The sequence below is a fragment of the Helicobacter pylori genome (genome assembly GCF_009689985.1).
Taxonomy (GTDB): domain Bacteria; phylum Campylobacterota; class Campylobacteria; order Campylobacterales; family Helicobacteraceae; genus Helicobacter; species Helicobacter pylori_CG.
In genome coordinates this window covers 1-23,395 of the sequence record NZ_QBAW01000005.1, presented here as the reverse complement: position 1 = coordinate 23,395, position 23,395 = coordinate 1, and the positions used below count along the sequence as shown (strand labels likewise).

At 37.8% G+C, this 23,395-nt stretch carries 20 protein-coding genes and 1 pseudogene; 16 read left to right on the top strand and 5 right to left on the bottom strand.

Features of this window, described 5'->3' with window-relative positions:
• The first annotated feature begins 5 nt into the window (after nt 1–5).
• The 10 genes from DBU79_RS04700 to sabA all read left to right on the top strand — a co-directional run bounded on the left by DBU79_RS04700 (nt 6) and on the right by sabA (nt 12,389).
• Complete coding sequence (locus tag DBU79_RS04700; protein WP_108305339.1) at nt 6–467, top strand: phosphoribosyltransferase; 462 nt, start codon at nt 6–8, stop codon at nt 465–467.
• Nucleotide 468: 1 nt separating this feature from the next.
• Complete coding sequence (gene rimO / locus DBU79_RS04695) at nt 469–1,788, top strand: 30S ribosomal protein S12 methylthiotransferase RimO (protein WP_154411694.1); 1,320 nt, start codon at nt 469–471, stop codon at nt 1,786–1,788.
• 106 nt (nt 1,789–1,894) lie between these two features.
• Nucleotides 1,895–3,979, top strand: a complete 2,085-nt coding sequence (locus DBU79_RS04690) for a GTPase (RefSeq protein ID WP_229764019.1) — start codon at nt 1,895–1,897, stop codon at nt 3,977–3,979.
• Entirely contained in the window at nt 3,969–5,687 is a 1,719-nt protein-coding gene (locus DBU79_RS04685) for a LeoA/HP0731 family dynamin-like GTPase (protein WP_154411692.1), read from the top strand. The genes DBU79_RS04690 and DBU79_RS04685 overlap by 11 nt, the downstream gene beginning before the upstream one ends.
• A gap of 163 nt (nt 5,688–5,850) precedes the next feature.
• Nucleotides 5,851–6,102 carry a hypothetical protein gene (locus tag DBU79_RS04680; protein ID WP_223822635.1) on the top strand — a complete coding sequence of 84 codons (252 nt, stop codon included), beginning with the start codon at nt 5,851–5,853 and terminating at the stop codon, nt 6,100–6,102.
• Between the two features lie 9 nt (nt 6,103–6,111).
• The gene (locus tag DBU79_RS04675) at nt 6,112–7,179 is read left to right on the top strand and encodes an HP0729 family protein (protein WP_154411691.1); all 1,068 of its coding nucleotides are present in this window, start codon (nt 6,112–6,114) and stop codon (nt 7,177–7,179) included.
• Nucleotides 7,180–7,201: 22 nt separating this feature from the next.
• Entirely contained in the window at nt 7,202–8,233 is a 1,032-nt protein-coding gene (gene tilS / locus DBU79_RS04670; RefSeq protein ID WP_154411690.1) for a tRNA lysidine(34) synthetase TilS, read from the top strand.
• Nucleotides 8,234–8,326: 93 nt separating this feature from the next.
• Nucleotides 8,327–9,313 (top strand): tRNA dihydrouridine synthase, encoded by a 987-nt coding sequence (locus DBU79_RS04665; RefSeq protein WP_000346138.1) that lies wholly within the window; start codon nt 8,327–8,329, stop codon nt 9,311–9,313.
• Nucleotides 9,283–10,200: an outer membrane beta-barrel protein gene (locus tag DBU79_RS04660; protein ID WP_154411689.1), complete on the top strand. Its 918-nt coding sequence runs from the start codon at nt 9,283–9,285 to the stop codon at nt 10,198–10,200. The genes DBU79_RS04665 and DBU79_RS04660 overlap by 31 nt, the downstream gene beginning before the upstream one ends.
• Nucleotides 10,201–10,415: 215 nt before the next feature.
• Complete coding sequence (gene sabA, locus DBU79_RS04655; RefSeq protein WP_229764018.1) at nt 10,416–12,389, top strand: Hop family adhesin SabA/HopD; 1,974 nt, start codon at nt 10,416–10,418, stop codon at nt 12,387–12,389.
• 70 nt (nt 12,390–12,459) lie between these two features.
• Here the strand turns inward: sabA and DBU79_RS04650 are convergent, their stop codons facing one another.
• The gene (locus DBU79_RS04650) at nt 12,460–13,791 is read right to left on the bottom strand and encodes an anaerobic C4-dicarboxylate transporter (protein ID WP_154411688.1); all 1,332 of its coding nucleotides are present in this window, start codon (nt 13,789–13,791) and stop codon (nt 12,460–12,462) included.
• Between the two features lie 75 nt (nt 13,792–13,866).
• On the opposite strand from DBU79_RS04650, the gene DBU79_RS04645 reads away from it, so the two are divergent.
• On the top strand, nt 13,867–14,919 hold the full coding sequence (locus DBU79_RS04645; protein ID WP_154411687.1) for a type II asparaginase: 1,053 nt from the start codon (nt 13,867–13,869) through the stop codon (nt 14,917–14,919).
• Between the two features lie 275 nt (nt 14,920–15,194).
• Here DBU79_RS04645 and DBU79_RS04640 read toward each other — a convergent pair whose 3' ends face one another.
• The gene (locus DBU79_RS04640; protein WP_154411686.1) at nt 15,195–15,665 is read right to left on the bottom strand and encodes a sialic acid-binding protein; all 471 of its coding nucleotides are present in this window, start codon (nt 15,663–15,665) and stop codon (nt 15,195–15,197) included.
• Between the two features lie 28 nt (nt 15,666–15,693).
• Nucleotides 15,694–16,116, bottom strand: a complete 423-nt coding sequence (locus tag DBU79_RS04635) for a DUF1104 domain-containing protein (RefSeq protein WP_154411685.1) — start codon at nt 16,114–16,116, stop codon at nt 15,694–15,696.
• 262 nt (nt 16,117–16,378) lie between these two features.
• Between DBU79_RS04635 and DBU79_RS04630 the strand changes: the two genes are divergently transcribed.
• The 5 genes from DBU79_RS04630 to DBU79_RS04610 all read left to right on the top strand — a co-directional run bounded on the left by DBU79_RS04630 (nt 16,379) and on the right by DBU79_RS04610 (nt 21,202).
• A complete protein-coding gene (locus tag DBU79_RS04630) occupies nt 16,379–17,011 on the top strand; it encodes a LysE family transporter (RefSeq protein ID WP_154411684.1) in 633 nt (210 codons plus the stop codon).
• Between the two features lie 68 nt (nt 17,012–17,079).
• The gene (locus tag DBU79_RS04625; protein ID WP_154411683.1) at nt 17,080–18,822 is read left to right on the top strand and encodes a DNA polymerase III subunit gamma/tau; all 1,743 of its coding nucleotides are present in this window, start codon (nt 17,080–17,082) and stop codon (nt 18,820–18,822) included.
• On the top strand, nt 18,819–19,220 hold the full coding sequence (tsaE, locus tag DBU79_RS04620; RefSeq protein ID WP_134890002.1) for a tRNA (adenosine(37)-N6)-threonylcarbamoyltransferase complex ATPase subunit type 1 TsaE: 402 nt from the start codon (nt 18,819–18,821) through the stop codon (nt 19,218–19,220). Before DBU79_RS04625 ends, tsaE begins: the two co-directional genes overlap by 4 nt.
• A 12-nt stretch (nt 19,221–19,232) precedes the next feature.
• Nucleotides 19,233–19,955: an LPS export ABC transporter ATP-binding protein gene (lptB, locus tag DBU79_RS04615; protein WP_000353224.1), complete on the top strand. Its 723-nt coding sequence runs from the start codon at nt 19,233–19,235 to the stop codon at nt 19,953–19,955.
• Between the two features lie 2 nt (nt 19,956–19,957).
• Nucleotides 19,958–21,202 (top strand): RNA polymerase factor sigma-54, encoded by a 1,245-nt coding sequence (locus DBU79_RS04610; protein WP_154411682.1) that lies wholly within the window; start codon nt 19,958–19,960, stop codon nt 21,200–21,202.
• A gap of 11 nt (nt 21,203–21,213) precedes the next feature.
• On the opposite strand, the pseudogene DBU79_RS04605 reads toward DBU79_RS04610, so the two are convergent.
• A pseudogene (locus DBU79_RS04605) lies at nt 21,214–21,917 on the bottom strand (Fic family protein).
• The gene (locus tag DBU79_RS04600; RefSeq protein ID WP_154411681.1) at nt 21,917–23,137 is read right to left on the bottom strand and encodes an HD domain-containing protein; all 1,221 of its coding nucleotides are present in this window, start codon (nt 23,135–23,137) and stop codon (nt 21,917–21,919) included. The pseudogene DBU79_RS04605 and the gene DBU79_RS04600 overlap by 1 nt, the downstream one beginning before the upstream one ends.
• Between the last annotated feature and the right edge of the window lie 258 nt (nt 23,138–23,395).

Genomic DNA, 23,395 nt, shown 5'->3' with positions numbered 1-23,395 from the left:
TCACAATGCATTATTCTTATGAAGCCTTTTTGAAAGACAGCTTGGAGTTAGTAAAACAAGTAGAGCGAATTTGCGGTGTCCCAGAAGCCCTTGTGTGCGTGATGCGAGGGGGCATGACTTTAGCGCATTTTTTGAGTTTGCACTGGAATTTAAGGGAAGTTTATGGCATCAATGCGATTTCTTATGACACCACCCACCGACAAAACGCCCTAAAAATTGAAAATATCCCCACGATCAAAGAGCGTCTAAAAACCATTTTAGTGGTAGATGAAATCGTAGATAGCGGTAATTCTTTAGAAGCGGTGCTTAAAGTGTTGCAAGAAAAACACCCTGATAAAAAGTTTTATAGTGCGAGTTTGTTCCAAAAAACAAGCGCGAAATACAAAGCCGACGCGTTTTTGAAAGACGCTCCTGAATGGATTGATTTCTTTTGGGAAGTGGATCTGAAAAATCTAAAAAGCCATTAACATGCAAGTTAAAGAAAACAAACAACTCTGCCTAATCTCATTAGGTTGCTCTAAAAACTTGGTGGATTCAGAAGTGATGCTAGGCAAGCTTTATAACTACACGCTCACTAATGACGCTAAAAACGCCGATGTGATCCTTATCAATACTTGCGGATTTATTGAAAGCGCTAAACAAGAGAGTATCCAAACCATTCTCAACGCCGCTAAAGACAAAAAAAAAGGAGCGCTTTTGATTGCGAGCGGGTGCTTGAGCGAGCGCTATAAAGATGAAATCAAAGAGTTGATCCCTGAAGTGGATATTTTTACCGGCGTGGGGGATTATGACAAAATTGATATTTTGATCGCTAAAAAACAAAACCAATTCAGCGAGCAAGTGTTTTTAAGCGAGCATTATAACGTGCGCATCATCACAGGATCAAGCGTGCATGCTTATGTTAAAATTTCTGAGGGCTGTAACCAAAAATGCTCTTTTTGTGCTATCCCTAGCTTTAAGGGGAAATTGCAAAGCAGGGAATTAGACTCCATTTTAAAAGAAGTAGAAGATCTGGCTCTTAAAGGCTATAAGGATATGACTTTTATCGCTCAAGATTCTAGCTCATTTTTATACGATAAGGGGCAAAAAGACGGCTTGATCCAGCTCATTAAGGCGATTGACAAACAGCAAGCCTTAAAGAGCGCTCGTATTTTATATCTCTACCCCTCTAGCACCACTTTAGAGCTGATTGGTGCGATTGAAGACTCGCTTATTTTTCAAAATTATTTTGACATGCCCATCCAGCATATCAGCGACTCCATGCTTAAAAAAATGCGGCGCAACTCCAGCCAAGCGCACCATTTAAAGCTTTTAAACGCCATGAAACAGGTTAAAGAAAGCTTTATAAGAAGCACGATCATTGTAGGGCATCCAGAAGAGAATGAGGGCGAATTTGAAGAATTGAGCGCGTTTTTAGACGAGTTCCGGTTTGACAGATTGAATATTTTTGCTTTCAGCGCGGAAGAAAACACGCATGCCTATTCTTTAGAGAAAGTGCCTAAAAAAATCATTAACGCCCGCATTAAAGCCTTGAATAAAATCGCTTTAAAACACCAAAACCATTCTTTTAAGGCTTTGTTAAATAAGCCCATTAAGGCGTTAGTGGAAAATAAAGAGGGCGAATATTTTTACAAAGCAAGGGATCTCAGGTGGGCGCCTGAAGTGGATGGGGAAATTTTAATCAATGACAGCGCCTTAACCACCCCTTTACAACCCGGACATTACACGATTATGCCTAGTGCGTTTAAAGACAATATCTTACTCGCTAAGGTTTTAAGCCCTTTTTAAAAGTTAGCCATAAGGCTAAAAGCACGGCTAGAGCGCAGTTAGAGCGTGGGGGTTTGCGTTTTTTTTTGTTAAAATGCACGAGAAAAATCCGCTTGAGGCATGCAAAATGAAAAACATTTATCTTGGCGTAGAAAAGAGTATTAAAGAACTTCAGAGTATTTTTGAAAACGCTGATGACAAAGATGAAAAACTAAAGCAATTCAACCAAGAAGCGTTAAAGGTATTCCAACAATTAGAACTTAAAAGTTTAAAAGAGCTTGAAAGTTTAAAAAATAATGAAGAGTGGGAAAATTTTACCATTGCCTTTTATGGGGAAACCGGTGCGGGGAAATCAACCCTCATTGAATGTTTGAGGATGTTTTTTGAAGAACAAAGTAAAAGAGATCAACAAGAACGATTCAAGCGACTTGATTTAGATTATCAAGAAAAATATAAAGATGATGAACGCCTTATAGAACAATACGATACGGAAATTTCTGACTTTCAAAAAACATTGCAAGATCTTGAAAATAAACTTACCTCTTTAAAAGAATGCAACATATTTTTTAAAATTTTTCATTTTCTTACAGGAAATAGAAAATTTAAGGAAATATCAAAATGTTTCCAAAAATCTCAAGATGAATTAAATAATATAGAACTAAAAAAAGAAAATCATATATCTGAAAAACAAAATATTTTAAACGAACTCCATTCATTGCAAGATGGAGCGATTATAGGCGATGGGAGGAGCGATTCCACTTTAAAAACACAATCTTATCCTTTCCAATACAACCATCAAACCTTTACTTTGCTGGATGTTCCAGGGATAGAAGGCAGCGAAAAAAAAGTGATTGATCAGATTTCTAACGCAACGCAAAAAGCCCATGCTATTTTTTATGTTACCAAAACGCCTAATCCTCCGCAAAAAGGAGAAGAGAGAAAAGAAGGAACGATTGAAAAAATCCAAAGACAGCTTGATTCGCAAACAGAGGTATGGGCGATTTACAACAAACCGATTACTAGCCCAAGAGCCTTAAAAGATGAGCTTGTTAATGAAAACGAAAAAGAAAGCTTAAAAATTTTAAATAAAGAGATGAAAAACATTTTAGGAAAACACTACATGGGCTATAAAGCAGTGAGCGCTCAAGCGGCTTTTTATGGTCTTTCACAGGCTTTGATCCCAGAGACTGATTTTGATGAAAAGAAACAAAAATTTCTAGAAATTTTTAAAGTAGAAGAATTATTATTGTATAAATCCCATTTCAAACAACTAGTAGAATTTATAGCCGAAGAGCTTCTTAAAAACTCGTGCGCCAAAATCATTCAATCAAATTGCAATAAAGCCTTAAAAGTGGTAGAAGAATTACAAAAAGCGATCAAAACCATGATTGAAAAACAGATCGATCCAGGGATTAAAGAAACACAAGAACACCAACAAGAAGCTCACTTTAATTTGGATCGTTCTAAAGAAAAATTTATATCAGATTTAACAAATTCAGCGTTCAGCAAAATCGATCAATTCAAATCTGATTTTAGAAAAGAAATGCATGAGCGTATTGAAAAAGGTATTGAAGATGAGGAATGTAAAGAAATTCTTGAAAATGAATGCAAACAAAGAGTTAAAGAATTGGGCAAAAACATAAAATGGCGGTTCAAAGAATGCGAGGAACAATTCCGCGGAAGTGTAGGAAAAAATATTGAACAACTTGAAGAAAGAGTTAAAGATTCTCTAGCAATGTTAGAACGCATCGGTATTGATAGCGGTAATTTTAATGCTGATTTTAATATGGATAACGGCATTGATACAATAGGCTTATTTAGTTCAATAGGAGGTTTGGTGTTGCTTTTAATAACGCCTATAGTAGGTGAGTTTGTGCTAATTGCAGGAGTGGGTTTAGTATTTGTGGGGGGAGTTAAAGCAGTGTGGAGTTTTTTTGATTCAGATTATAAAAAATCCCAACAAAGAAAAGCAGTGGATGAGAAGTTAGATGAAGCTTGTGAAAAAATTGCAGAGAATGTGAAAAGCCGCATTGAAAGTTATAAAAAAGGTGCATTGGGAATGATTGAAGAACTCAACGCCGGTTTTAACAAACTTGTCAATCATTGCGAACGCATGAAAGGACAATTGAAAGAAGCCCATGAAAAATTAGGATACATCTCTCATAGCATCAATCTAACAATATCAAAGCAAGGAGCATGCAATGAAGAATGAAACGCTAGAACAATTTAAAAGAAACCAAAAGAGGAATCAAGAAATTCTTAAAAAATTACTTGATTTTGTCCATATTGGGGAAGAATACGGAATCAAGGTTGAAAAGTCTCTCAAAGACAAGATTCGTAATGCGATGGAAAATATTGCCGGTCAAAAACTTAAAGTGGCTTTAGTGGGAGGTTTTTCTGAAGGGAAAACATCCATAGCGGCAGCTTGGATCGAGCGGCTAGACAAGAGCATGAAGATAGACCACAAAGAATCCAGCGATGAAGTTAAAATCTATGATATAGACAATGAAATTGAGCTGGTTGACACCCCTGGATTGTTCGGGTTTAAAGAAAAAATAACTGATAGCGGCGAAATAGAACGCTATAAAGATATTACGAAAAAAAAATATATCAGCGAAGCCCATCTCATTTTATACGCGCTCAACCCGTCAAACCCTATCAAAGAAAGCCATAAGGACGATTTGAATTGGTTGTGCAGGACGCTCAATCTTTTATCCAGGACGATATTTGTCATCAGCCGTTTTGATGAAGAAGCGGATATTGAAGATGAAGAAGATTACAACAAAAGATTTAAGATTAAAAAAGAAAACATTCAAAACCGACTGAATGATTTGATTTTTTTAAGCGAAGAAGAAAAAGAAAGTTTGATTATTGTCGCTGTTGCGGCAAACCCTTTTGATTTGGGGATGGAACACTGGCTAAAGCATCAAGAAGAGTTTCAAAAGCTCTCACACATCAAAGCCTTGCAAGATGCGACGCAAAAAAAGATTAAAGAAAATGGCGGGAAATTAACCATCATAGAAGAAGCCAAAAAAAGCGTCATTCAAGATGTGGTCTATAGGCAAATGCCGCCCGCAAAACAAGCGTTGCAAGATATTAATAGAGAAATGGAATATTTGAATAAAACGCTTGAAAAAAGGCGAAAGGAGATTCAAGATTTAAATAAAGAAATTTCTCAAGCCCGCATTCATTTAAGAGAATTTATAATAAGGTATTTTAGCGATCTCATCCGTCAAATTTTGGGCACCAACATAGAAACCTTTAATGATTTTGCTATTAGAGAAATAGGCGATAAAGGTATCAATATAGACACAAAAATTCAAAATGAATTTGAAAGGCAAACGCAAGGGATTTCAAATGAAATTGCTAAAATCGGGACGACTTTTAACGCCGATATGAGTTCTTTTGAAAAACATGCCGGAACATTTGGAAGGATTGGAATCGATCTTTTAAAACAAAGCAAGTTTATCAATGCAACTAATATCAAACTAACTAGAGACGGGATAGTGGCTGTGGCAAAATTTGTAGGCATAGATTTGGCTTTAAAATTCAAACCTTGGGGCACTGTCAAATTGGCAGGCAACATAAACAAAGCTTTACCGCTTATCGGTCTTGTTATTGAAGGAGTGGATTCTTTGATTAAATACAAAAAACAACAAAAATTTGAAGAAACTAAAGAAGAAATGAAATCTCATTTTGACGGACAAAAACAAGAAATCTTAAATCTCATCAACGATGAAACCAGATTTAAACAAACATGTTTCCCGAGCGTGTTTGAACTGGAAAAATGCATTCAAGCATGCGAAGAAAGCGTTAAAAAAACGCAAGAGTGCGCTCAAGGATTGGAAAAATGGATTCAAACTGGCGAGGATTTTATCAAGGGCAAAGATATTATAGATGTTGAGCCTGAAGAGGAATGAACTGAATTTATGTTAAAATTTCAAAAACGCATCAAAAAGGCTTTTTGGCTGAGCTTGAAACGGGCTAAGCCAACAAGCGGTATTTTAAATCTTTTAATAAGGAAAGGCGATGTTTTCTAAAATTTGCGCATCTTTTAAGCTTGCCAACGCATTCAAAGGCTTTATATGCAAACGCATTTCAAGCCCTGGGCAAAGCACTCGCATTACCAAGATGGTTTTGGGTATAAAAGACGCTTTCAATGACGATAAAGATCCATTGAATAACGCTTGTGAAGCTTTGGATTTGGTAGTGAAGTTTAAGAAAGAGCACCCGCAAGATTTTAACGAATTGTTTGAAATTTTAAAAGATCTCATCCAAGAATACGAACAAAATCCTGACGAGATCAAGCAAAACCTCAAAGAAATCCTAAAATAAGCTCAAGGCATGAACCATCTTTTAATCCTTTATAACCCTTATTATCAAAAAGAGGTGATCCAACAACATTTAAGCGTTTTACAGGAAAAATCCCAAGTGGGCTTTGGTAAAATCCAATCAAAGCTCAACGATCAAGAAAAGCACGACTCTTTAGAAGAGATTTACAAAGCCACCAATGAAAAGAATTTTTTGCAGCTTTTTTTGACCGATTACGCTAATTTATTTGCCGCTAAGGTGATAAAGGTTTCTAAAGAGATTGATGAGAGTTTGATCCCTAGCTATTATAAAGAAAAAAAATTGGAAGTGGAAGACTTTTTTATTATCAGCGATTTAAGGGAATTAGTCAGGGAAGACTTTAGCCTTTTAAGGGATCAGTTTTTAGCCAATTTCATCGCACCCAATAACCACACTTACGCCATTTATGGGAATAATTATGTCTGTCCTTTGCCGGTGAGATTGAAAGAAGAGCGTTCTTATTTTTTAGGCGATGAAAAGCGTTATTTGAGCGTGTATAAAAGCAAAGAATATTTGATTATGCAAGAAAATTTCATGCGTTTTGTTTTTGGCAAAAGGCTTTTTTACCTCTTACACCCTGACAGCATCAATAACATCATTCATGCAGAATTAGAGCTTTTACAAAGCGAAAACGATCTTTTGAATGATTTTACAAGCATCATCGTCAAATATTCCAAAACTTTAGAATACGAAATTTATCTTTTTGCTAAAAAAGTTCTTTTAAAGGCTTGCACAAAAGATCCCAACCTTTATGATTTAAATTATAAAGTCCAGGGAAAATCTTTGATACTTGAAGATTTTTTCACTCAAAAGCCCAATCTTGGGAGCATTAAATACTTGCTGATGCACAAAAGGGTTCAGTGCCATTTGGAAGAGAGCTTGAACAGATTTATTAATTCTTCTTTTCAAAAAAGTTTCAAGTTTTTTCAAGATATTCGCAATGAAGTCGTCCATGAAAAAGCCCCGAGTTTGCATGAAGTAAAAAAGCTTAGGAATGAAATTTTAGGCATAGAAGGCGCAAGCTTGTTGAAAAGCATTCTTTCTCGCAAGGAAGTTTCATGAAAGAATGCGATGAATTAAATCTATGCTTAATGCCGATTTGATAGCGCGAGATTTTAAAACCTATTTAGAGCCTTTAAGAGAGGGGAAAAATTTATTGGGTTTTTCGGGTGGGTCGGATTCTACTTGCTTGTTTCATCTTTTAGTTGAAGAAAATATCGCTTTTGACACCGCTTTAGTGGATTACAACACGCAAAAACAACGCCTTGAAATCATCCAGCACGCCCAAAAACTCGCCCAAGCACACCATAAAAAATGCTATATCCATTACGCCCCAAAGATTGAATGCAATTTTGAAATGCAAGCGAGAAAGATCCGTTATGATTTTTTTGAAACTTTGATCAAAGAGCATTCTTACAAGCATTTGATTTTAGCGCACCACTTGAATGACAGGCTGGAATGGTTTTTGATGCAACTAAGCAAAGGATCTGGGCTAAACACGCTTTTAAGCTTTCAAGCTTATGAAAAAAGAGGGTTTTATGCGATTGTTCGCCCCTTGCTCTACACCCCTAAAGACACCCTTAAAACGCTTGCTAAAGATCGGGAATTTTTTGAAGATGATTCTAATTCTTCTTTAAAATTCAAACGCAATTTTTTCAGGAAAAATTACGCTAACTCCTTGATGCAACATTATTCTAAGGGCATTATCCAAAGTTTTAAATTTTTGGATAAAGAAAAAGAGCGGCTTTACCCTTTGATTCCTGTTTCACAAATGCATGGGATCACTTTTTTTAAGTATTCGCAAAATGCGCTTTTTATGGTGGATAAAATCTTAAAGCAAAAGGGGTATGTGTTGAGCTTTTCTCAAAAAGAAGAAATCAAACGCCATTTTTTTAGCCTAGAAATCGCTCAAAAATTCATCATTGAAAAGGATAGAGAGCATGTTTTTATCGCTCTTAAACCTCAAAAAACTTTAAGCATGCCAAAGGATTTTAAAGACAAAACCAGGAGATTGAATATCCCTAAACGCTTACGGCCTGTTTTATACGCAGAGTTTTTAAAACAACCAACGCATGATTTTTTAACCCGTTTTAAACAGAGTTTAACGGATCTATAAAAGAGCTTCATTTCAATCCAGCGATAAGTTTTTAAAGCGCTTTTTAACCTTGATTGTGTCAAAATACAACAAAAAACTTTGATATGAGAATGAATGGACTTTAAGAATAAAAAATGGCTTTTTCTAGCCCCTTTGGCAGGCTATACGGATTTGCCTTTTAGGAGCGTGGTGAAAAAATTTGGCGTGGATGTTACCACAAGCGAAATGGTAAGCTCGCATTCGTTGGTGTATGCGTTTGATAAAACTTCTAAAATGTTAGAAAAATCCCCTTTAGAAGATCATTTCATGGCGCAAATTTCAGGCTCTAAAGAGGGCGTAGTCAAGGAAGCGGTGGAAAAAATCAACGCTTTAGAGCATGTGAGCGGGATTGATTTTAATTGCGGTTGCCCTGCCCCTAAAGTGGCTAACCATGGTAATGGTAGCGGGCTATTGAAGGATTTAAACCACTTGGTGAAGCTTTTAAAAACCATCAGAGAAAACACTAATAAAAAAATCACAAGCGTGAAAGTGCGTTTAGGCTTTGATCAAAAAATCCCTAAAGAAATCGCTCATGCCTTGAATGACGCGCCGGTGGATTATGTGGTGGTGCATGGGAGGACACGAAGCGACAAATACCAAAAAGACAAAATAGATTATGAAAGCATCGCTTTAATGAAAGGGATTTTAAAAAAGCCGGTGATAGCCAATGGCGAAATTGACAGCGTGAAAAAAGCCTTTGAAGTCTTGCAAATCACGCAAGCTGATGGGCTAATGATAGGGCGAGCAGCCTTAAGAGCCCCATGGATATTTTGGCAAATCAGAAACAACACCACCGAATTACCCGCAGTCGTGAAAAAAGATCTGGTTTTAGAACATTTTGATAAAATGGTGGAGTTTTATGGGGATAGGGGGGTGATCATGTTTAGGAAAAATTTGCATGCTTACGCTAAGGGCGAAATGCAAGCGAGCGCGTTTCGCAACTGCGTCAACACCCTTACAGAGATAAAGAGCATGCGAGAGAGTATAGAGGAATTTTTTAATCAAGAAATGTTGCAAAGTGAAGTGCCATTATGGGTAGAATTGAATCAAAAAAGCGTTTGAAAGCGCTTGTTTTTTTAGCCAGTTTGGGGGTTTTATGGGGCAATGCTACTGAAAAAACGCCTTTTTTTAAAACGAAAAACCACATTTATTTGGGTTTTAGGCTAGGCACAGGGGCTAATGTAAGCACAAGCATGTGGCAACAAGCTTATAAAGACAACCCCACTTGCCCTAGCAGCGTGTGTTATGGCGAGAAATTAGAAGCCCATTATAAGGGGGGTAAAAACCTGTCTTATACCGGGCAAATAGGCGATGAAATAGCTTTTGATAAATACCATATTTTAGGCTTAAGGGTGTGGGGGGATATAGAATACGCTAAAGCGCAATTAGGTCAAAAAGTGGGGGGTAATACCCTTTTATCCCAAGCCAATTATGACCCAAGCGCGATTAAAACCTACGATTCTGCTTCAAACACTCAAGGCTCTTTGAATTTGCAAAAAACCCCAAACCCTCAAGATTTTCTCTTCAATAACGGGCATTTCATGGCGTTTGGTTTGAATGTGAATGTGTTTGTTAATCTCCCTATAGACACCCTTTTAAAACTCGCTTTAAAAACAGAAAAAATGCTGTTTTTTAAAATAGGCGTGTTTGGTGGGGGTGGGGTGGAATACGCAATATTATGGAGTTCTCAATATCAAAATCAAAACACGAATCAAGATGGTAAATTTTTTGCAGCGGGTGGGGGGTTTTTTGTGAATTTCGGGGGTTCTTTGTATATAGGCAAACGCAACCGCTTCAATGTGGGGCTAAAAATCCCTTACTATAGCTTGAGCACGCAAAGTTGGAAAAACTTTGGCTCTAGCAATGTGTGGCAACAACAAACGATCCGACAAAACTTCAGCGTTTTTAGGAGTAAAGAAGTTTTTGTCAGCTACGCATTCTTGTTTTAGTTGGGCTTTATTCCCATTAAATACTGATAAAATTCAAAAGATGATTTTATCGTTACAAAAATCAACGCTCCAAAGATAAATAAGTTAAAATACCCCAAAATCTTTTTTTTTTTTTTTTGAAATTCAATAAGTTTAATGGTAAAATTAAATCAATTGTAAATTTATTACTATTTAGAATATTTTTGCAACAAAAAATTACTTCAAGGAACACTTTTATGAAAAAACGATTTTTACTTTCTCTATCCCTTGTGGCGTCATTGCTTTGCGCTGAAGACAATGGCTTTTTTGTGAGTGCGGGCTATCAAATCGGCGAAGCGGTGCAAATGGTCAAAAACACCGGTGAATTAAAAAACTTGAACGACAAATACGAGCAATTAAACTCATCTTTAGCCCAAGTGGCTGCTTTAAGGCAAAGTATTGAAAATGCAAACAACTACGAGTTGGTTAGACAATCTATATCTAATTTGATAAGCTTTGCGAATAACAACTCTCAAAATAAGGATTTATCGCCCATTTATAGCAGCGCTCAAGCCGTTCTCACTTCCATACTGGCTTTCTGGACTCTTTATGCAGGGAACGCTCTCACTTTTAATGTGGAAGGCTTGACCACTAGCACCAGTCAGAATGGTCAAGGGTTTAGCAATGTGCCTTTGACAGCCAGATGCTCCCAACCAAGTTCTAAAAACTGCATGCCTATAGCTACTTATCAGAAGATGAAAAATCTTGCTGAAAGCCTCCAAAAAGCTCAAGGCACTCTTTGCGCTTTAAATGAAAATGGGTGCAATACAGCCAATCAAGATCAAGGTGCAACCATATCTAGCGCGCTCAATACTGCAAAAGAGCTTATGGATTTGATTAGTGCAACCAACACTAACATGGATTGGAGCAAGATAAGAATCAACGGGCTTTTAGTGCCAAGTGAGGTTAGAGGCGATAAGAATGGTTCTACAACCAAATATGAAGGTAAGATAACCTCCAATAACTCCGTAACCTCTTATGCGTTGTTCCAAAACATTTACAAAATGCTCCCTTATTTGCAAGAATCGCTCAAGCTTTCTGAACAAAACAAAAGCAAATCAGATGGCTTGCAAGGTCAAGTTACAGGCGATAACACAAACCCTAATTACGACAAAGAAATTTATAATTTCGCGCAAAACCAACAGACCATTCTTTCTAACGCTAAAAGCATCTTTAACCTCTTCAATTCTATCCCTAAAGACCAGTTTGAATATTTGCAAGTTGGTTATTTGAAAATCCCCCCTTTAGGCACGACTCCCACTAAGCCTTACAGAAAAAATGTGAATCTAAACGCTGAAATTGATTCGATTCAAAGGAATGTGAGTTATTATAGCAATCGGTTGGATTTGGCTTTAAGCGTGGCTAGAGATGTTTATAACCTAAAATCCAATCAAGCGCAGATTGTAGCCGCTTATAACGGTGCTAAGAATTTGAGCGAAGAGATTTCTAAACTCCCATACAATCAAGTCAATACAAAAGACATTGTCACACTACCTTATGATAAAAACGCTCCAGCAGCGGGCCAATACAATTACCAAATCAACCAAGAGCAAGCATCCAATCTTTCTCAAGCTTTAGCGGCGATGAGCAATAACCCCTTTAAAAATATAGGAATGATAGCCTCTCAAAGCAATAACGGCGCTTTGAATGGGCTTGGCGTGCAAGTGGGCTATAAGCAATTCTTTGGCGAAAGCAAGAGATGGGGATTAAGGTATTATGGCTTCTTTGATTACAACCACGGCTATATCAAATCAAGCTTTTTTAATTCTTCTTCTGACATATGGACTTATGGCGGTGGGAGCGATTTGTTAGTGAATATTATCAACGATAGCATCACAAGAAAGAACAACAAGCTTTCTGTGGGTCTCTTTGGTGGTATCCAACTAGCAGGGACTACATGGCTTAATTCTCAATATGTGAATTTAACAGCACTCAATAACCCTTATAGCGCAAAAGTCAATACCTCTAATTTCCAATTTTTGTTCAATTTGGGTTTGAGAACGAATCTCGCTACAGCTAAGAAAAAAGACAGCGAGCATTCCGCGCAACATGGCATTGAACTAGGCATTAAAATCCCTACTATTAACACCAATTACTATTCTTTTTTAGGCACTAAGCTAGAATACCGAAGGCTTTATAGCGTGTACCTTAATTATGTGTTTGCTTATTAATGGTTTAAACCCTCTTTTTTAAGGGGGGGTTTAGAAAAATCGTCAAGCTTTTTATCGTTGATGATGAAAGCTACAAAACCAACGGCGCGACAACAAACCCTAACGCTACGCTCAAAGACACGACTAAAACCCCAGGGATCAAAAACGCATGATCGAACACATAACGGCCCATTTTAGTGGTGCCGGTATTATCCATAGCGATCGCTCCTAGTAAAGTGGGGTAAGTGGGTAACACAAACAACGCCGAAACGCTCGCAAAAGAAGCCACGATAATATACAAATGCTCGGTATGATTAGCGCTAATGCCTAAGGCTGCGATCACGCTTGGGATGAGTGCTTTAGAAGTGGCAGCTTGCGAATACAAAAGCATGGAAGCCAAAAAGAGCGCTACGGCTAATAAAAACGGGTAATCAGCGATCAAAAAAGAAGCGTATCTTTTGACTTCATCTATATGATTGCTCACAAAAGTATCGCCCAACCACGCCACGCCTAACACGCACACGCACGCTTGCATGCCGGATTTAAACACGCTTGAATGAGCGATTTCATTAGCGTTAATCTTGCAAAAAATCACAATTAAAGTCGCCACGCTTAGCATGAAAGACACAATCGCGTGATCTCTGCCTAAAACCACCGGGCTAATCAAAGCGATATTTTTAGAAATCGCGCTCGCATAAAAAACGATCGCTACAACCCCGCCGATAAAAATCCATAACGATAATTTCGCGCTTTTTGAGGTTTCTTTTTCTTCTTTGATTTTAGGGGGCGAGATTTTTCCCGCTTTCAAGCGCTCTAAATAATGCGGATCGCTGTCTAATTTCAAATCAGTAAAGCCCATAATAAACGCCGTGAGCATGCATGCTAAAAAAGTCGTAGGGATCCAAACCATTAAAAGGGTCAAGTAATTCGCCCCTAAAGGCTCTAAAATACTGCTCATAAACACCACCGCTGCGCTCACCGGGCTTGCAGTAATAGCGACCTGACTAGAGACTACCGCTAAGCTTAAAGGCGCTTTGGGTTTGATGTTTTGGCTCTGGCTCACTTCCACAATCACCGGAATTAGAGAAAAAACCGTATGCCCAGTGCCGGCTAGTATCGTTAAACAATACGCCACGCTTGGCGCGAGGTAGTTGATTTGCTTGGGGTGTTTTCTTAAAATTTTTTCAGCGATTTTGACTAAATAATCCAAGCCCCCCGCTTTTTGCATCGCGCTAATAGCGCTAATGACTGCCATGATGATTAAAATCACATCAAAAGGGATTTTGCCCGGATTTAGCCCCAAAAATAAGCATAAAACAAGCACGCCCAAACCCCCAGCATAGCCCACTCCCAAGCCCCCTAGCCTTGCCCCTAAAAAAAGTGAAAAAAGTAACACTACAATCTGAAAAAAGGTATCCACCATTAACCCTTTTTAAATTTATTTTAACGATGTTTTACTATACTATAAAACCTTTTAAATTTCAAAAGGTGGTCTATAATGAGAATATTTTTGAAATTGTTGATTCTTTTATTTTGTTTGAAGGGGCAAGTTATGGCTCAAAATTTACCCACGATTGCTTTATTGGCGACAGGAGGGACGATTGCAGGGAGTGGTGCGAGTGCGAGTTCGGGTAGTTATAAAAGTGGCGAATTGGGCATCAAAGAGCTTCTTAAGGCTATCCCTAGTCTTAACAAGATCGCTCGCATTCAAGGGGAGCAGATTTCTAACATCGGCTCACAAGACATGAATGAGGAAGTATGGTTCAAGCTCGCCAAACGCGCCCAAGAATTGCTAGATGATAGCCGCATTCAAGGCGTGGTCATTACGCATGGCACGGACACTTTAGAAGAGAGCGCGTATTTTTTAAATTTAGTTTTACACTCCACAAAACCGGTCGTGCTGGTGGGAGCGATGCGTAATGCTACTTCTTTGAGCGCGGATGGGGCTTTGAATTTGTATAACGCGCTGAGTGTAGCGGCCAATGAAAAAAGCGCTAATAAAGGCGTGCTGGTGGTGATGGACGATAATATTTTTAGTGCTAGAGAAGTGGTTAAAACGCACACCACCCACACTTCCACTTTTAAAGCCCTAAATAGCGGCGCGATAGGGAGCGTGTATTATGGCAAAACACGCTATTACATGCAGCCTTTGAGAAAACACACCATGAAGAGCGAATTTTTTCTTTCACAACTCAAAACCCCCCTGCCTAAAGTGGATATTATTTACACGCATGCCGGCATGACCCTTGATTTATTCCAAGCGAGCCTAAACTCGCATGCAAAAGGCGTTGTGATAGCCGGGGTGGGTAACGGGAATGTGAGCGCTGGGTTTTTAAAAGCGATGCAAGAAGCGAGCAAAATGGGGGTTTTAATCGTTCGTTCTAGCAGGGTAGGCAGTGGTGAAGTCACTTCAGGCGAGATTGATGACAAAGCTTATGGCTTTATCACAAGCGACAATTTAAACCCCCAAAAAGCCAGGGTGCTTTTACAACTCGCTTTAACCAAAACGAACGATAAAGCAAAAATCCAAGAAATGTTTGAAGAGTATTGAAACCCTCTTTTAGAATGGTTTGAAACGCTGAAGCGGTTTTAGGTTTTTATTTTTGATTGGAATTTAATCAAATCGTGGTCGGGGGTAGAAGTTGCCTTTAATGATAAATCCTGCGCTTGGCTGATTGCTAAAAACTGCGGTGTTAAAAAAAACAATAAAAAATTACTAATAATATTTTATATAATAGCATGCTTCTATCCCAAACGCCAAAAGCGTTTAGGATTTCTGCTTAAAGAGTTTGAAGCTTTGATAGAAAAAGTGGTGTCATTTAAGCTTTAGTGCTTATCGCTGTGATCTTCATCATGGTGGTCATGGTCTTTATCGTCATGATCTTTATCATGATCTTTGTCATGTTTTTTGCCATGCTTCTTACCATGCTTATCGTGTTTGTGCATTTTCCCATGCTTGCATGATCGCAACCCAAAATCATCGTCCATGTCTTCCATGTTGCCTTTTTTAAGCGCTTCTTTAATGGCTTTTTGGCGGGCTTCAAAATCCGCTACGGTCATTTTGTCTGTGTTTTTAGTTGCATATTCATGCAATTGTTTGTGGAACGCCTTTTTCTTGTCTTCAGGCATCTTTTTCATGCGCATTTTCAACTCTTTTGTGTAATCCACAATATCCTGCGGAGCGACAACGCCAGCCATTTTGGCCAAATCCTCATCGCTTGTTTTGCTGAAATCCTTGGCGTTTAAAGCCACAAATAGCAACGCGCTAACAGAAAGTATTTTCAACGCTTTTTTCATGTTTTATCCTTTTAAATTAAATTTTATCTCACTTAGGAGAGCAATGTTCGTCTTTTTTCTTAACAGCCCTACACCAAACTTTTCTCGTATCGCCACTACAAACGCTCACATTAAGCCCTTTTGCCTTGATTTCTTCAGCACTCAAACCTTTGGTTTTTTCTTCTAATTCTTTACGCACCTCTTCACGCATTTTTTTGAAATCCTCTTCGCTCATTTTGGAAAGATTCTTCCTAGCGATTCGGCTGAAATTCGCACGGAATTTCTTAGCGTCTTCAGCGTTTAAGGCTTTAAGGCGTTTAGACACTTCCATGCGATAATCAATCGCTTCATTAGAAGGCAGAGTTCCTGCTAATTCTAAAAGCTCCTTATCTTTGAGTTGCGAAAAATCCCTAGCGCCTAAAACCTGTAATCCAAGCGCGAGCATTAGGCAAAAAGCCAAACTCCTTCCCATTCCCAATTCCTTGTTGTCTAAATTTTTGCCACATAACGACAGCAAATTTCAGTATTTTAGCATGTCAATTTTAATCTATTATTAAATATTAAACCACTAAAAGTATCAAAATGGCATTTTGGTTATTATCTGTTCTCATTTAATCTTATTCATAGCGATCATAAAGGTCGTTTTAAACCCTAAAATTTTAAAATGTCGTTTTTGAATTTTTAATGGTAGCGTTATGGTTTTGGCTTATTTTGAGTGAAAGGATTTAAGCAAGATGTTTGTGGTTTTTATAGAAGGTTTTGGTTTAGCGATTTCTTTGTGTGCGGCTGTGGGAGCGCAATCCTTGTTTATTGTGGAAAGGGGAATGGCTAGGAATTATGTGTTTTTGATTTGCACTTTGTGTTTTATATGCGATATTGTGTTAATGAGCATGGGCGTGTTTGGCGTGGGGGCTTATTTTGCTAAAAACCTTTATTTGAGTTTGTTTTTGAATTTATTTGGAGCGGCTTTTACCGGATTTTACGCTTTTTTAGCTTTAAAAACCCTTTTTCAAACCTTTAAAAAGAAGCAAGTCCAAACCCCTAAAAAATTATCCTTAAAAAAGACCTTATTATTCACTTTAGGCGTTACCTTACTCAACCCTCAAGTGTATTTGGAAATGGTGTTTTTAATTGGCGCGAGTGCTTTGTCTTTTGATTTAGTGCAAAAATTTGTCTTTTTAGCCGGCACTTTATCGGCTGCCTTTTCTTGGCTTTTATTGTTATGCACTTTATCGTTGCGTTATGGCTCTAAACTTTTAAACAACCAAAAAATTTTTATGGGGGTGAATCTCTTTGTAACCGCCATCATGGGAACGCTTAGCGTTACTTTATTTAGGGATTTTTTAGTGCTATTGAGTAAAACCTAAAAAGGGGCTAGTTTTAAGTCATTTTGCATTACAATACTCCTAAATGAGTTTTAAGGATTACAATCAATATGCAAGTTTTAGCGTTAAAATACCGCCCCAAACATTTTAGCGAGCTAGTCGGTCAAGAGAGCGTGGCTAAAACGCTTTCTTTAGCCCTAGACAACCAGCGTTTGGCTAACGCTTATTTATTCAGCGGGTTAAGAGGTTCTGGCAAAACCAGCTCTTCTAGGATTTTTGCTAGGGCTTTAATGTGTGAAGAAGGGCCAAAAGCTGTGCCTTGCGATACTTGTACCCAATGCCAGAGTGCTTTAAACAACCACCATATAGATATTATAGAAATGGACGGAGCGTCTAATAGGGGGATTGATGATGTCCGTAATCTCATAGAGCAAACGCGCTACAAACCAAGCTTTGGGCGCTATAAAATCTTTATCATTGATGAAGTGCATATGTTCACCACCGAAGCGTTTAACGCGCTTTTAAAGACTTTAGAAGAGCCTCCTAGCCATGTGAAATTCCTTTTAGCGACAACGGACGCTTTGAAATTGCCCGCTACCATACTCAGCCGCACCCAGCATTTCAGGTTTAAAAAAATCCCTGAAAATTCCGTTATTTCTCATTTAAAAACTATTTTAGAAAAAGAACAAGTAAGTTATGAAACAAGCGCATTAGAAAAACTGGCTCACAGCGGGCAAGGGAGCTTAAGAGATACGATCACTCTTTTAGAGCAAGCCATCAATTATTGCGATAACGCTATCACAGAAAGCAAAGTGGCTGAAATGTTAGGAGCGATTGATCGGAGTGTTTTAGAAGATTTTTTTCAAAGCCTAATCAACCAAGATGAAGCGCGATTGCAAGAGCGTTATGCCATTTTAGAAAATTATGAAACCGAGAGCGTTTTAGAAGAAATGATGCTTTTTTTGAAAGCGAAATTATTAAGCCCTGATTCGTATTCCATCCTTTTAATAGAGCGCTTTTTTAAAATCATTATGAGCAGTCTCAGCCTTTTAAAAGAAGGGGCAAATGCTAGTTTTGTGCTGTTGTTATTGAAAATGAAATTCAAAGAAGCTTTGAAGCTCAAAGCCCTAGACGATGCGATTTTGGAATTAGAGCAAAGTAAAGAAAGCGTTTTAAATCCCTTAAATCAAAACGCTAACGCCCCTAAACAAGAACCCAAAAGCACAGAAAAAATAGAACAAGCAGAAAGAATAGAGAACGCAGAAACCCCACAAACTCCTATGCTTTCAGCTAAAGATCGCATTTTTCACAACCTTTTCAAGCAAGTTCAAACATTGGTTTATGAGCGCAATTACGAATTAGGGGCGGTGTTTGAAAAAAATATCCGTTTCATTGATTTTGACAGACAGACTAAAACCTTGACTTGGGAGTCTTTAGCCACTGATAAAGATAAAGAGCTTTTAAGAGAACGATTTAAAATCGTGAAAAGTATCGTTGATGGGGTTTTTGGCAAGGGCGAAAATATCAAAATCGCTTTAAAAAATCATTTGGAAAATAAAAGCACTCCAGAAGAAACTAAAGAGGTTAAAGATTTTAAAATTTCTTCTTTAAGGGAAAAAATCTTACCCCAACCAACCACCGAAACCACGGCTGAAATGAAAGAAAAAGAGATTAAAGAAGCGGTTAAAAAAGAGATTAAAGAAAAAGAAACTAAAGAAAACGACACTAAAGAGGTTCAAGAAACCCAACCCAAAGAAGCCCCTACAGCCTTGCAAGAATTTATGGCTAACCATTCTAACCTCATTGAAGAGATTAAGAGCGAGTTTGAAATCAAAAGCGTGGAATTGTTATGAGAGCGCGTTTAGACGAATTAAACAAAGTGGCGGCTGCAATTTTAAAAGATGATTTTAAGGGGGTGGTGCTTTTAAAAGGCGTTGTGGGGAGCGGTAAAACGACTTTAGTTCAAGCGTGCTTGAAACACTTGGGTTTAGACATTCAAGCGACTTCGCCCACCTTTAGCTTGATGCATGCTTATAGCGAGAGCGTGTTCCATTATGATTTTTACATGCGCGATTTAAAGGCTTGCTTGGAGCTTGGCATGTTGGAGTGCTTGTTAGAAAAGGGGATCCATTTTGTGGAATGGGGCGATGAAAAATTAGAAAAAATTTTAAAAAAATACGATTTAGCTATTAAGGTTGTGGAAATCAAAACCGAATCAACTAGCCGTTTTTATACAATAAAGATCGCTTAAAGGGTCGCTTGAATGGATATTTTAAAAGCAGAGCATTTAAACAAACAGATTAAAAAAACCAAAATCGTTTCAGATGTTTCTTTAGAAGTGAAAAGCGGCGAAGTGGTGGGGCTTTTAGGGCCTAATGGGGCGGGTAAAACCACCACCTTTTATATGATATGCGGGCTTTTAGAGCCTAGTGGGGGGAGCGTTTATTTAAACGATGTGGATTTAGCTAAATACCCCTTACACAAGCGCTCTAACTTAGGCATAGGCTACTTGCCCCAAGAATCCAGCATTTTTAAAGAATTGAGCGTGGAAGATAATCTAGCCCTAGCAGGGGAGAGCACTTTTAAAAACTCTAAAGAGAGCGAAGAAAAAATGGAAAGCTTGCTAGACGCTTTTAATATCCAAGCCATAAGAGAGCGTAAGGGCATGAGCTTGAGTGGGGGAGAAAGAAGGCGCGTAGAAATCGCTAGGGCTTTGATGAAAAACCCTAAATTTGTGCTATTAGATGAGCCTTTTGCGGGCGTGGATCCGATTGCGGTGATTGACATTCAAAAAATCATTGAAAGCTTGATTGGATTAAACATCGGCGTGTTGATCACTGATCACAATGTGCGAGAGACTTTGAGCGTGTGCCACAGAGCGTATGTGATTAAAAGCGGCACGCTTTTAGCGAGCGGGAACGCTAATGAAATTTATGAAAACGCTTTGGTGCGTAAGTATTATTTAGGGGAAAATTTTAAGGTATAGACATGGCGGTTTTACGCGCAAACATTAGCCCTCAAAACAAATTAAACGCTACTTTAAAAGGGTGGCTTCCCATTTTACAAAGTGAGCTTGAAGATTTAGAAGAAGTGTTGAAACAAAACGCCCTGGATAACCCCTTAATCAAAATTGAAAACAAACGCATCAAAAATTTTAGCGATCGCTTTAGTGCTAAAAATAGCAACGATCATTTAGAAAATTTCGCAATCGCTTCTAAAAGCCTTTTTGAAACCTTAGAAGCTCAAATCATTCCCCCCCTCTTTCCTACTGAAACCTCTCAAAAAATCGCTATGGATATTATTAATGGGCTAGATAGTGAAGGGTATTTTGAAGAAAACATTGAAGAAAGGGCTAAAATTTTAGGGGTAGAGAGCGAAGTTTATGAAAAAGTGCGCAAGCGTTTTAGTTACCTTAATCCCGCTGGTATTGGCGCTAGAGATGTGAAAGAGAGCTTTTTATTCCAGTTAGAGAGTAGGGAATTAGACAATAACGAGCTTTATGAAGAAGCGCGAAAAATCATTTTAAATTTAGAAAAACACCATGAATTTTCTAAAGATTTTTATTATGAAAAGGCTTTAAAGATTTTAAAATCCTTTAAAAACCCCCCAGCCATTGAGTTTTTAGAAAAAGAAATAGAAGTCATTCCGGAACTTTTTATTTTAGAAGTGGATGATGAAATCATCGTGCGTTTGAATGATGAGAGCTATCCGACGATCAGTTTAGAAGAAAATCGCTTTAAAGATAGCGCTTATTTAAAAGAAAAATTAAAAGAGGCTAAAGATTTGATTGATGCACTAAATTTGAGAAAAGCCACGATTTATAAAATCGGCCTCATGCTTTTAGAGTATCAATACGATTTTTTTAAGGGTAAAAAATTGCGTCCTTTAAAATTATTGGATTTAGCCAATGAGTTTAACCACTCTGTAAGCACGATTTCAAGGGCCATTTCTAATAAATATTTGGCATGCGAAAGGGGGGTTTTCCCTATTAAACATTTCTTTAGCACCGCCTTAGACAATAGCGAGACTTCAAACGCTGTGATTAAAGACTACCTTTTAGAATTGATTAAAAATGAAGACAAAAAAGAGCCTTTGAGCGACGCTAAGATTTTAGAACTCATTGAAGAAAAATTCCATTTGAAAATGGTAAGAAGAACAATCACTAAATACCGCCAATTGCTCAACATCGCTTCTTCAAGCGAGAGAAAAAGGCTCTATTTGATGCGCGCTTGAAAACCATGATTTTAGGGCTTATTCTTATTGAATACCATTTGCCCTTGTATGCGTGTGAGTTCAAACTCTTGGGATACTTTGGCGAGTTGGTATAAGCTTTCTGTATTGCATGTGTCTAAAGCCTTAATGTAAGCCTCTTTTTGTTCTTTGGTGATCACAAATGGTATTAAGTTTTGCTCTAAAACGCTATAAAAGATTAGCATTCTGCCCACCCTACCATTACCATCGCTAAAAGGGTGTATCCTTTCAAACAAAATGTGTTGTTCTAAAATAGCTTTTAGTTTTTCTTCTTTATCTTGTAAGGTCTTCATCTTATAATTGAGGTTATCGCACCATTCTTTCATAGACATAGGCACTTGAAAATGAGGGGTCGTTTCAAAACTAGCTCCTAAAATGGTATTATCAGTCGTTTTGAAAGCCCCTTTATTAGGGAGTAAAAAATTCACTAAAATCCCATGCAACTCTCTTATAAAAAAGCTATCAACGCTTTGTCCTTTATTCAGGTTTTCTAATAGAAAGAAGAGCATGTTTTGATAGTTTTCACTTCAAAGAAAGCTCTTTGAGGCATTTCTCTAGGAATGTATTCAGTGGTTAAAATACTTATAGTTTCAGCAAGGCTCAAAGGATTGTTTTCAATAGCAGTGCTATGATGAGCCATGCGAATGGTTAAATCCATAGCGTAATCGTTAAATTCTAATAATTCTTTATAGTTCATTATTTAAAATCCCTAAACAATTTCCCTAAATCCAAATCAAGCAGTTCTGTTTGGGATCGCAATTCTAAAAGATTTTGAGCCCCTTTAATCAAATCGTTACTGGAAATGCCATGAGAAAGAGAGATTTGGGCTTCTAAAAACGCGCTCAAATGATCGCACACCTTCAAGAGCTCCCCACAAACCCCAAAATATTCATCGCTGTTATAAAGCGTGAACAATTCTTCAGCGTCTTTAGTGAAAACGATTTGATGAGACTTGTCTTTGTAGCGGTTTTTAAACTCGTTTTCGGTGAAATATTTCAAATCTTCTTGAACGCCCAAAGACACAAAGGAATAGACTTTGTTTTGCATTTCCTTTTTTTCAATTTCTTTAATGCAGTTATCAAGCCCTGCAACGCTTTGTTTGATGGGCGTGATAATGTCTCGGGTTAAAATCTCGGGTAAATCATGGAAAAGCCCGCCCAAAAAATGATTGATCCGCATGCTTTTACAAGCTTTTAAATCAAAGCTCAATAAATACCCCATAATCGCCACGCATAAGGTATGCCCTAAGACACTAGTTTGCGGCACTCTTGGGGTTTGGCTCCAGCGCTTTTGGAAACGCAACTGCCCAAACATGCTCACCAATTTTTTCAGATCTTCTTTTTCCCCAAAAAGCCCTTCAAACAAATGCTCGTTATTGTGGAGTTGCTTGTCAATTTTATCTTTTATTTCTTTCACGCCATACATGTTGGGGTTGAAATGATAAATAATGTCAAACTCCCACTTAGACGCATAAAAATGCGCGCTCTCTAAAATTTGAGTTTCTAAAATTTGGGGCCTGTGGCTTAAATACTCTTTTAATTCCTCTAAAGAGAAATACGCGCTGACTTCATCTTGCAAACTTTGCGCGACATAGGAGGCTAATTCTTGGCTGTGCGTTTGTTGGAGGGCGTAAAAAATAGGGGGTTTAATATCGGTTAAAACCAAGCGCTCCAAAAATTCAAAGCAAAAATACTTGATTAAAAGATCTAAATCTAAGTCTTTGCCCCTGTCTTTTGAATCTTTAGCGAGCAAATACGCAATCATCGCTTTATGGGCTTGTTTGTCTAATTCCACAAATTCCAAAGGGCATGCTTGGTCATTCCAACGCCTAATAGACGCGCCCACAAACACACGCCTTAAAAATTTAGTTTTGAGTTTAGGGGCTTTTAGGGGCTTGATAGGATGAGCCGCATACATAACTTTCCTTTTTATACTATTTTGAATATTAAAGCTATGATCTTATTAGGAAATATTGATTTGATCACGCAAGATTGAAAAACCTTAACGCACCACTATCAATACTAACTTAAATCTTATTATACGAAAAAAAGACAAAAATAAGGCTTTTATTTAAAAAAATATTATATCTATCAATTCATTTCACGCTCAAAACACCCACCCATAATTAAAAAACACCTTAAAATGGTTAGCCCCTTCATTGAAAATAAAAGAGTT

Excerpts from the sequence above, each read along its gene's own strand:
- DBU79_RS04700 (WP_108305339.1), top strand. The coding sequence starts at position 6 with ATGCATTATTCTTATGAAGCCTTTTTGAAAGACAGCTTGGAGTTAGTA.
- rimO (WP_154411694.1), top strand. The coding sequence starts at position 469 with ATGCAAGTTAAAGAAAACAAACAACTCTGCCTAATCTCATTAGGTTGC.
- DBU79_RS04690 (WP_229764019.1), top strand. The coding sequence starts at position 1,895 with ATGAAAAACATTTATCTTGGCGTAGAAAAGAGTATTAAAGAACTTCAG.
- DBU79_RS04685 (WP_154411692.1), top strand. The coding sequence starts at position 3,969 with ATGAAGAATGAAACGCTAGAACAATTTAAAAGAAACCAAAAGAGGAAT.
- DBU79_RS04675 (WP_154411691.1), top strand. The coding sequence starts at position 6,112 with ATGAACCATCTTTTAATCCTTTATAACCCTTATTATCAAAAAGAGGTG.
- tilS (WP_154411690.1), top strand. The coding sequence starts at position 7,202 with ATGCTTAATGCCGATTTGATAGCGCGAGATTTTAAAACCTATTTAGAG.
- DBU79_RS04665 (WP_000346138.1), top strand. The coding sequence starts at position 8,327 with ATGGACTTTAAGAATAAAAAATGGCTTTTTCTAGCCCCTTTGGCAGGC.
- DBU79_RS04660 (WP_154411689.1), top strand. The coding sequence starts at position 9,283 with ATGGGTAGAATTGAATCAAAAAAGCGTTTGAAAGCGCTTGTTTTTTTA.
- sabA (WP_229764018.1), top strand. The coding sequence starts at position 10,416 with ATGAAAAAACGATTTTTACTTTCTCTATCCCTTGTGGCGTCATTGCTT.
- DBU79_RS04650 (WP_154411688.1), bottom strand. The coding sequence starts at position 13,791 with ATGGTGGATACCTTTTTTCAGATTGTAGTGTTACTTTTTTCACTTTTT.
- DBU79_RS04645 (WP_154411687.1), top strand. The coding sequence starts at position 13,867 with ATGAGAATATTTTTGAAATTGTTGATTCTTTTATTTTGTTTGAAGGGG.
- DBU79_RS04640 (WP_154411686.1), bottom strand. The coding sequence starts at position 15,665 with ATGAAAAAAGCGTTGAAAATACTTTCTGTTAGCGCGTTGCTATTTGTG.
- DBU79_RS04635 (WP_154411685.1), bottom strand. The coding sequence starts at position 16,116 with ATGGGAAGGAGTTTGGCTTTTTGCCTAATGCTCGCGCTTGGATTACAG.
- DBU79_RS04630 (WP_154411684.1), top strand. The coding sequence starts at position 16,379 with ATGTTTGTGGTTTTTATAGAAGGTTTTGGTTTAGCGATTTCTTTGTGT.
- DBU79_RS04625 (WP_154411683.1), top strand. The coding sequence starts at position 17,080 with ATGCAAGTTTTAGCGTTAAAATACCGCCCCAAACATTTTAGCGAGCTA.
- tsaE (WP_134890002.1), top strand. The coding sequence starts at position 18,819 with ATGAGAGCGCGTTTAGACGAATTAAACAAAGTGGCGGCTGCAATTTTA.
- lptB (WP_000353224.1), top strand. The coding sequence starts at position 19,233 with ATGGATATTTTAAAAGCAGAGCATTTAAACAAACAGATTAAAAAAACC.
- DBU79_RS04610 (WP_154411682.1), top strand. The coding sequence starts at position 19,958 with ATGGCGGTTTTACGCGCAAACATTAGCCCTCAAAACAAATTAAACGCT.
- DBU79_RS04600 (WP_154411681.1), bottom strand. The coding sequence starts at position 23,137 with ATGTATGCGGCTCATCCTATCAAGCCCCTAAAAGCCCCTAAACTCAAA.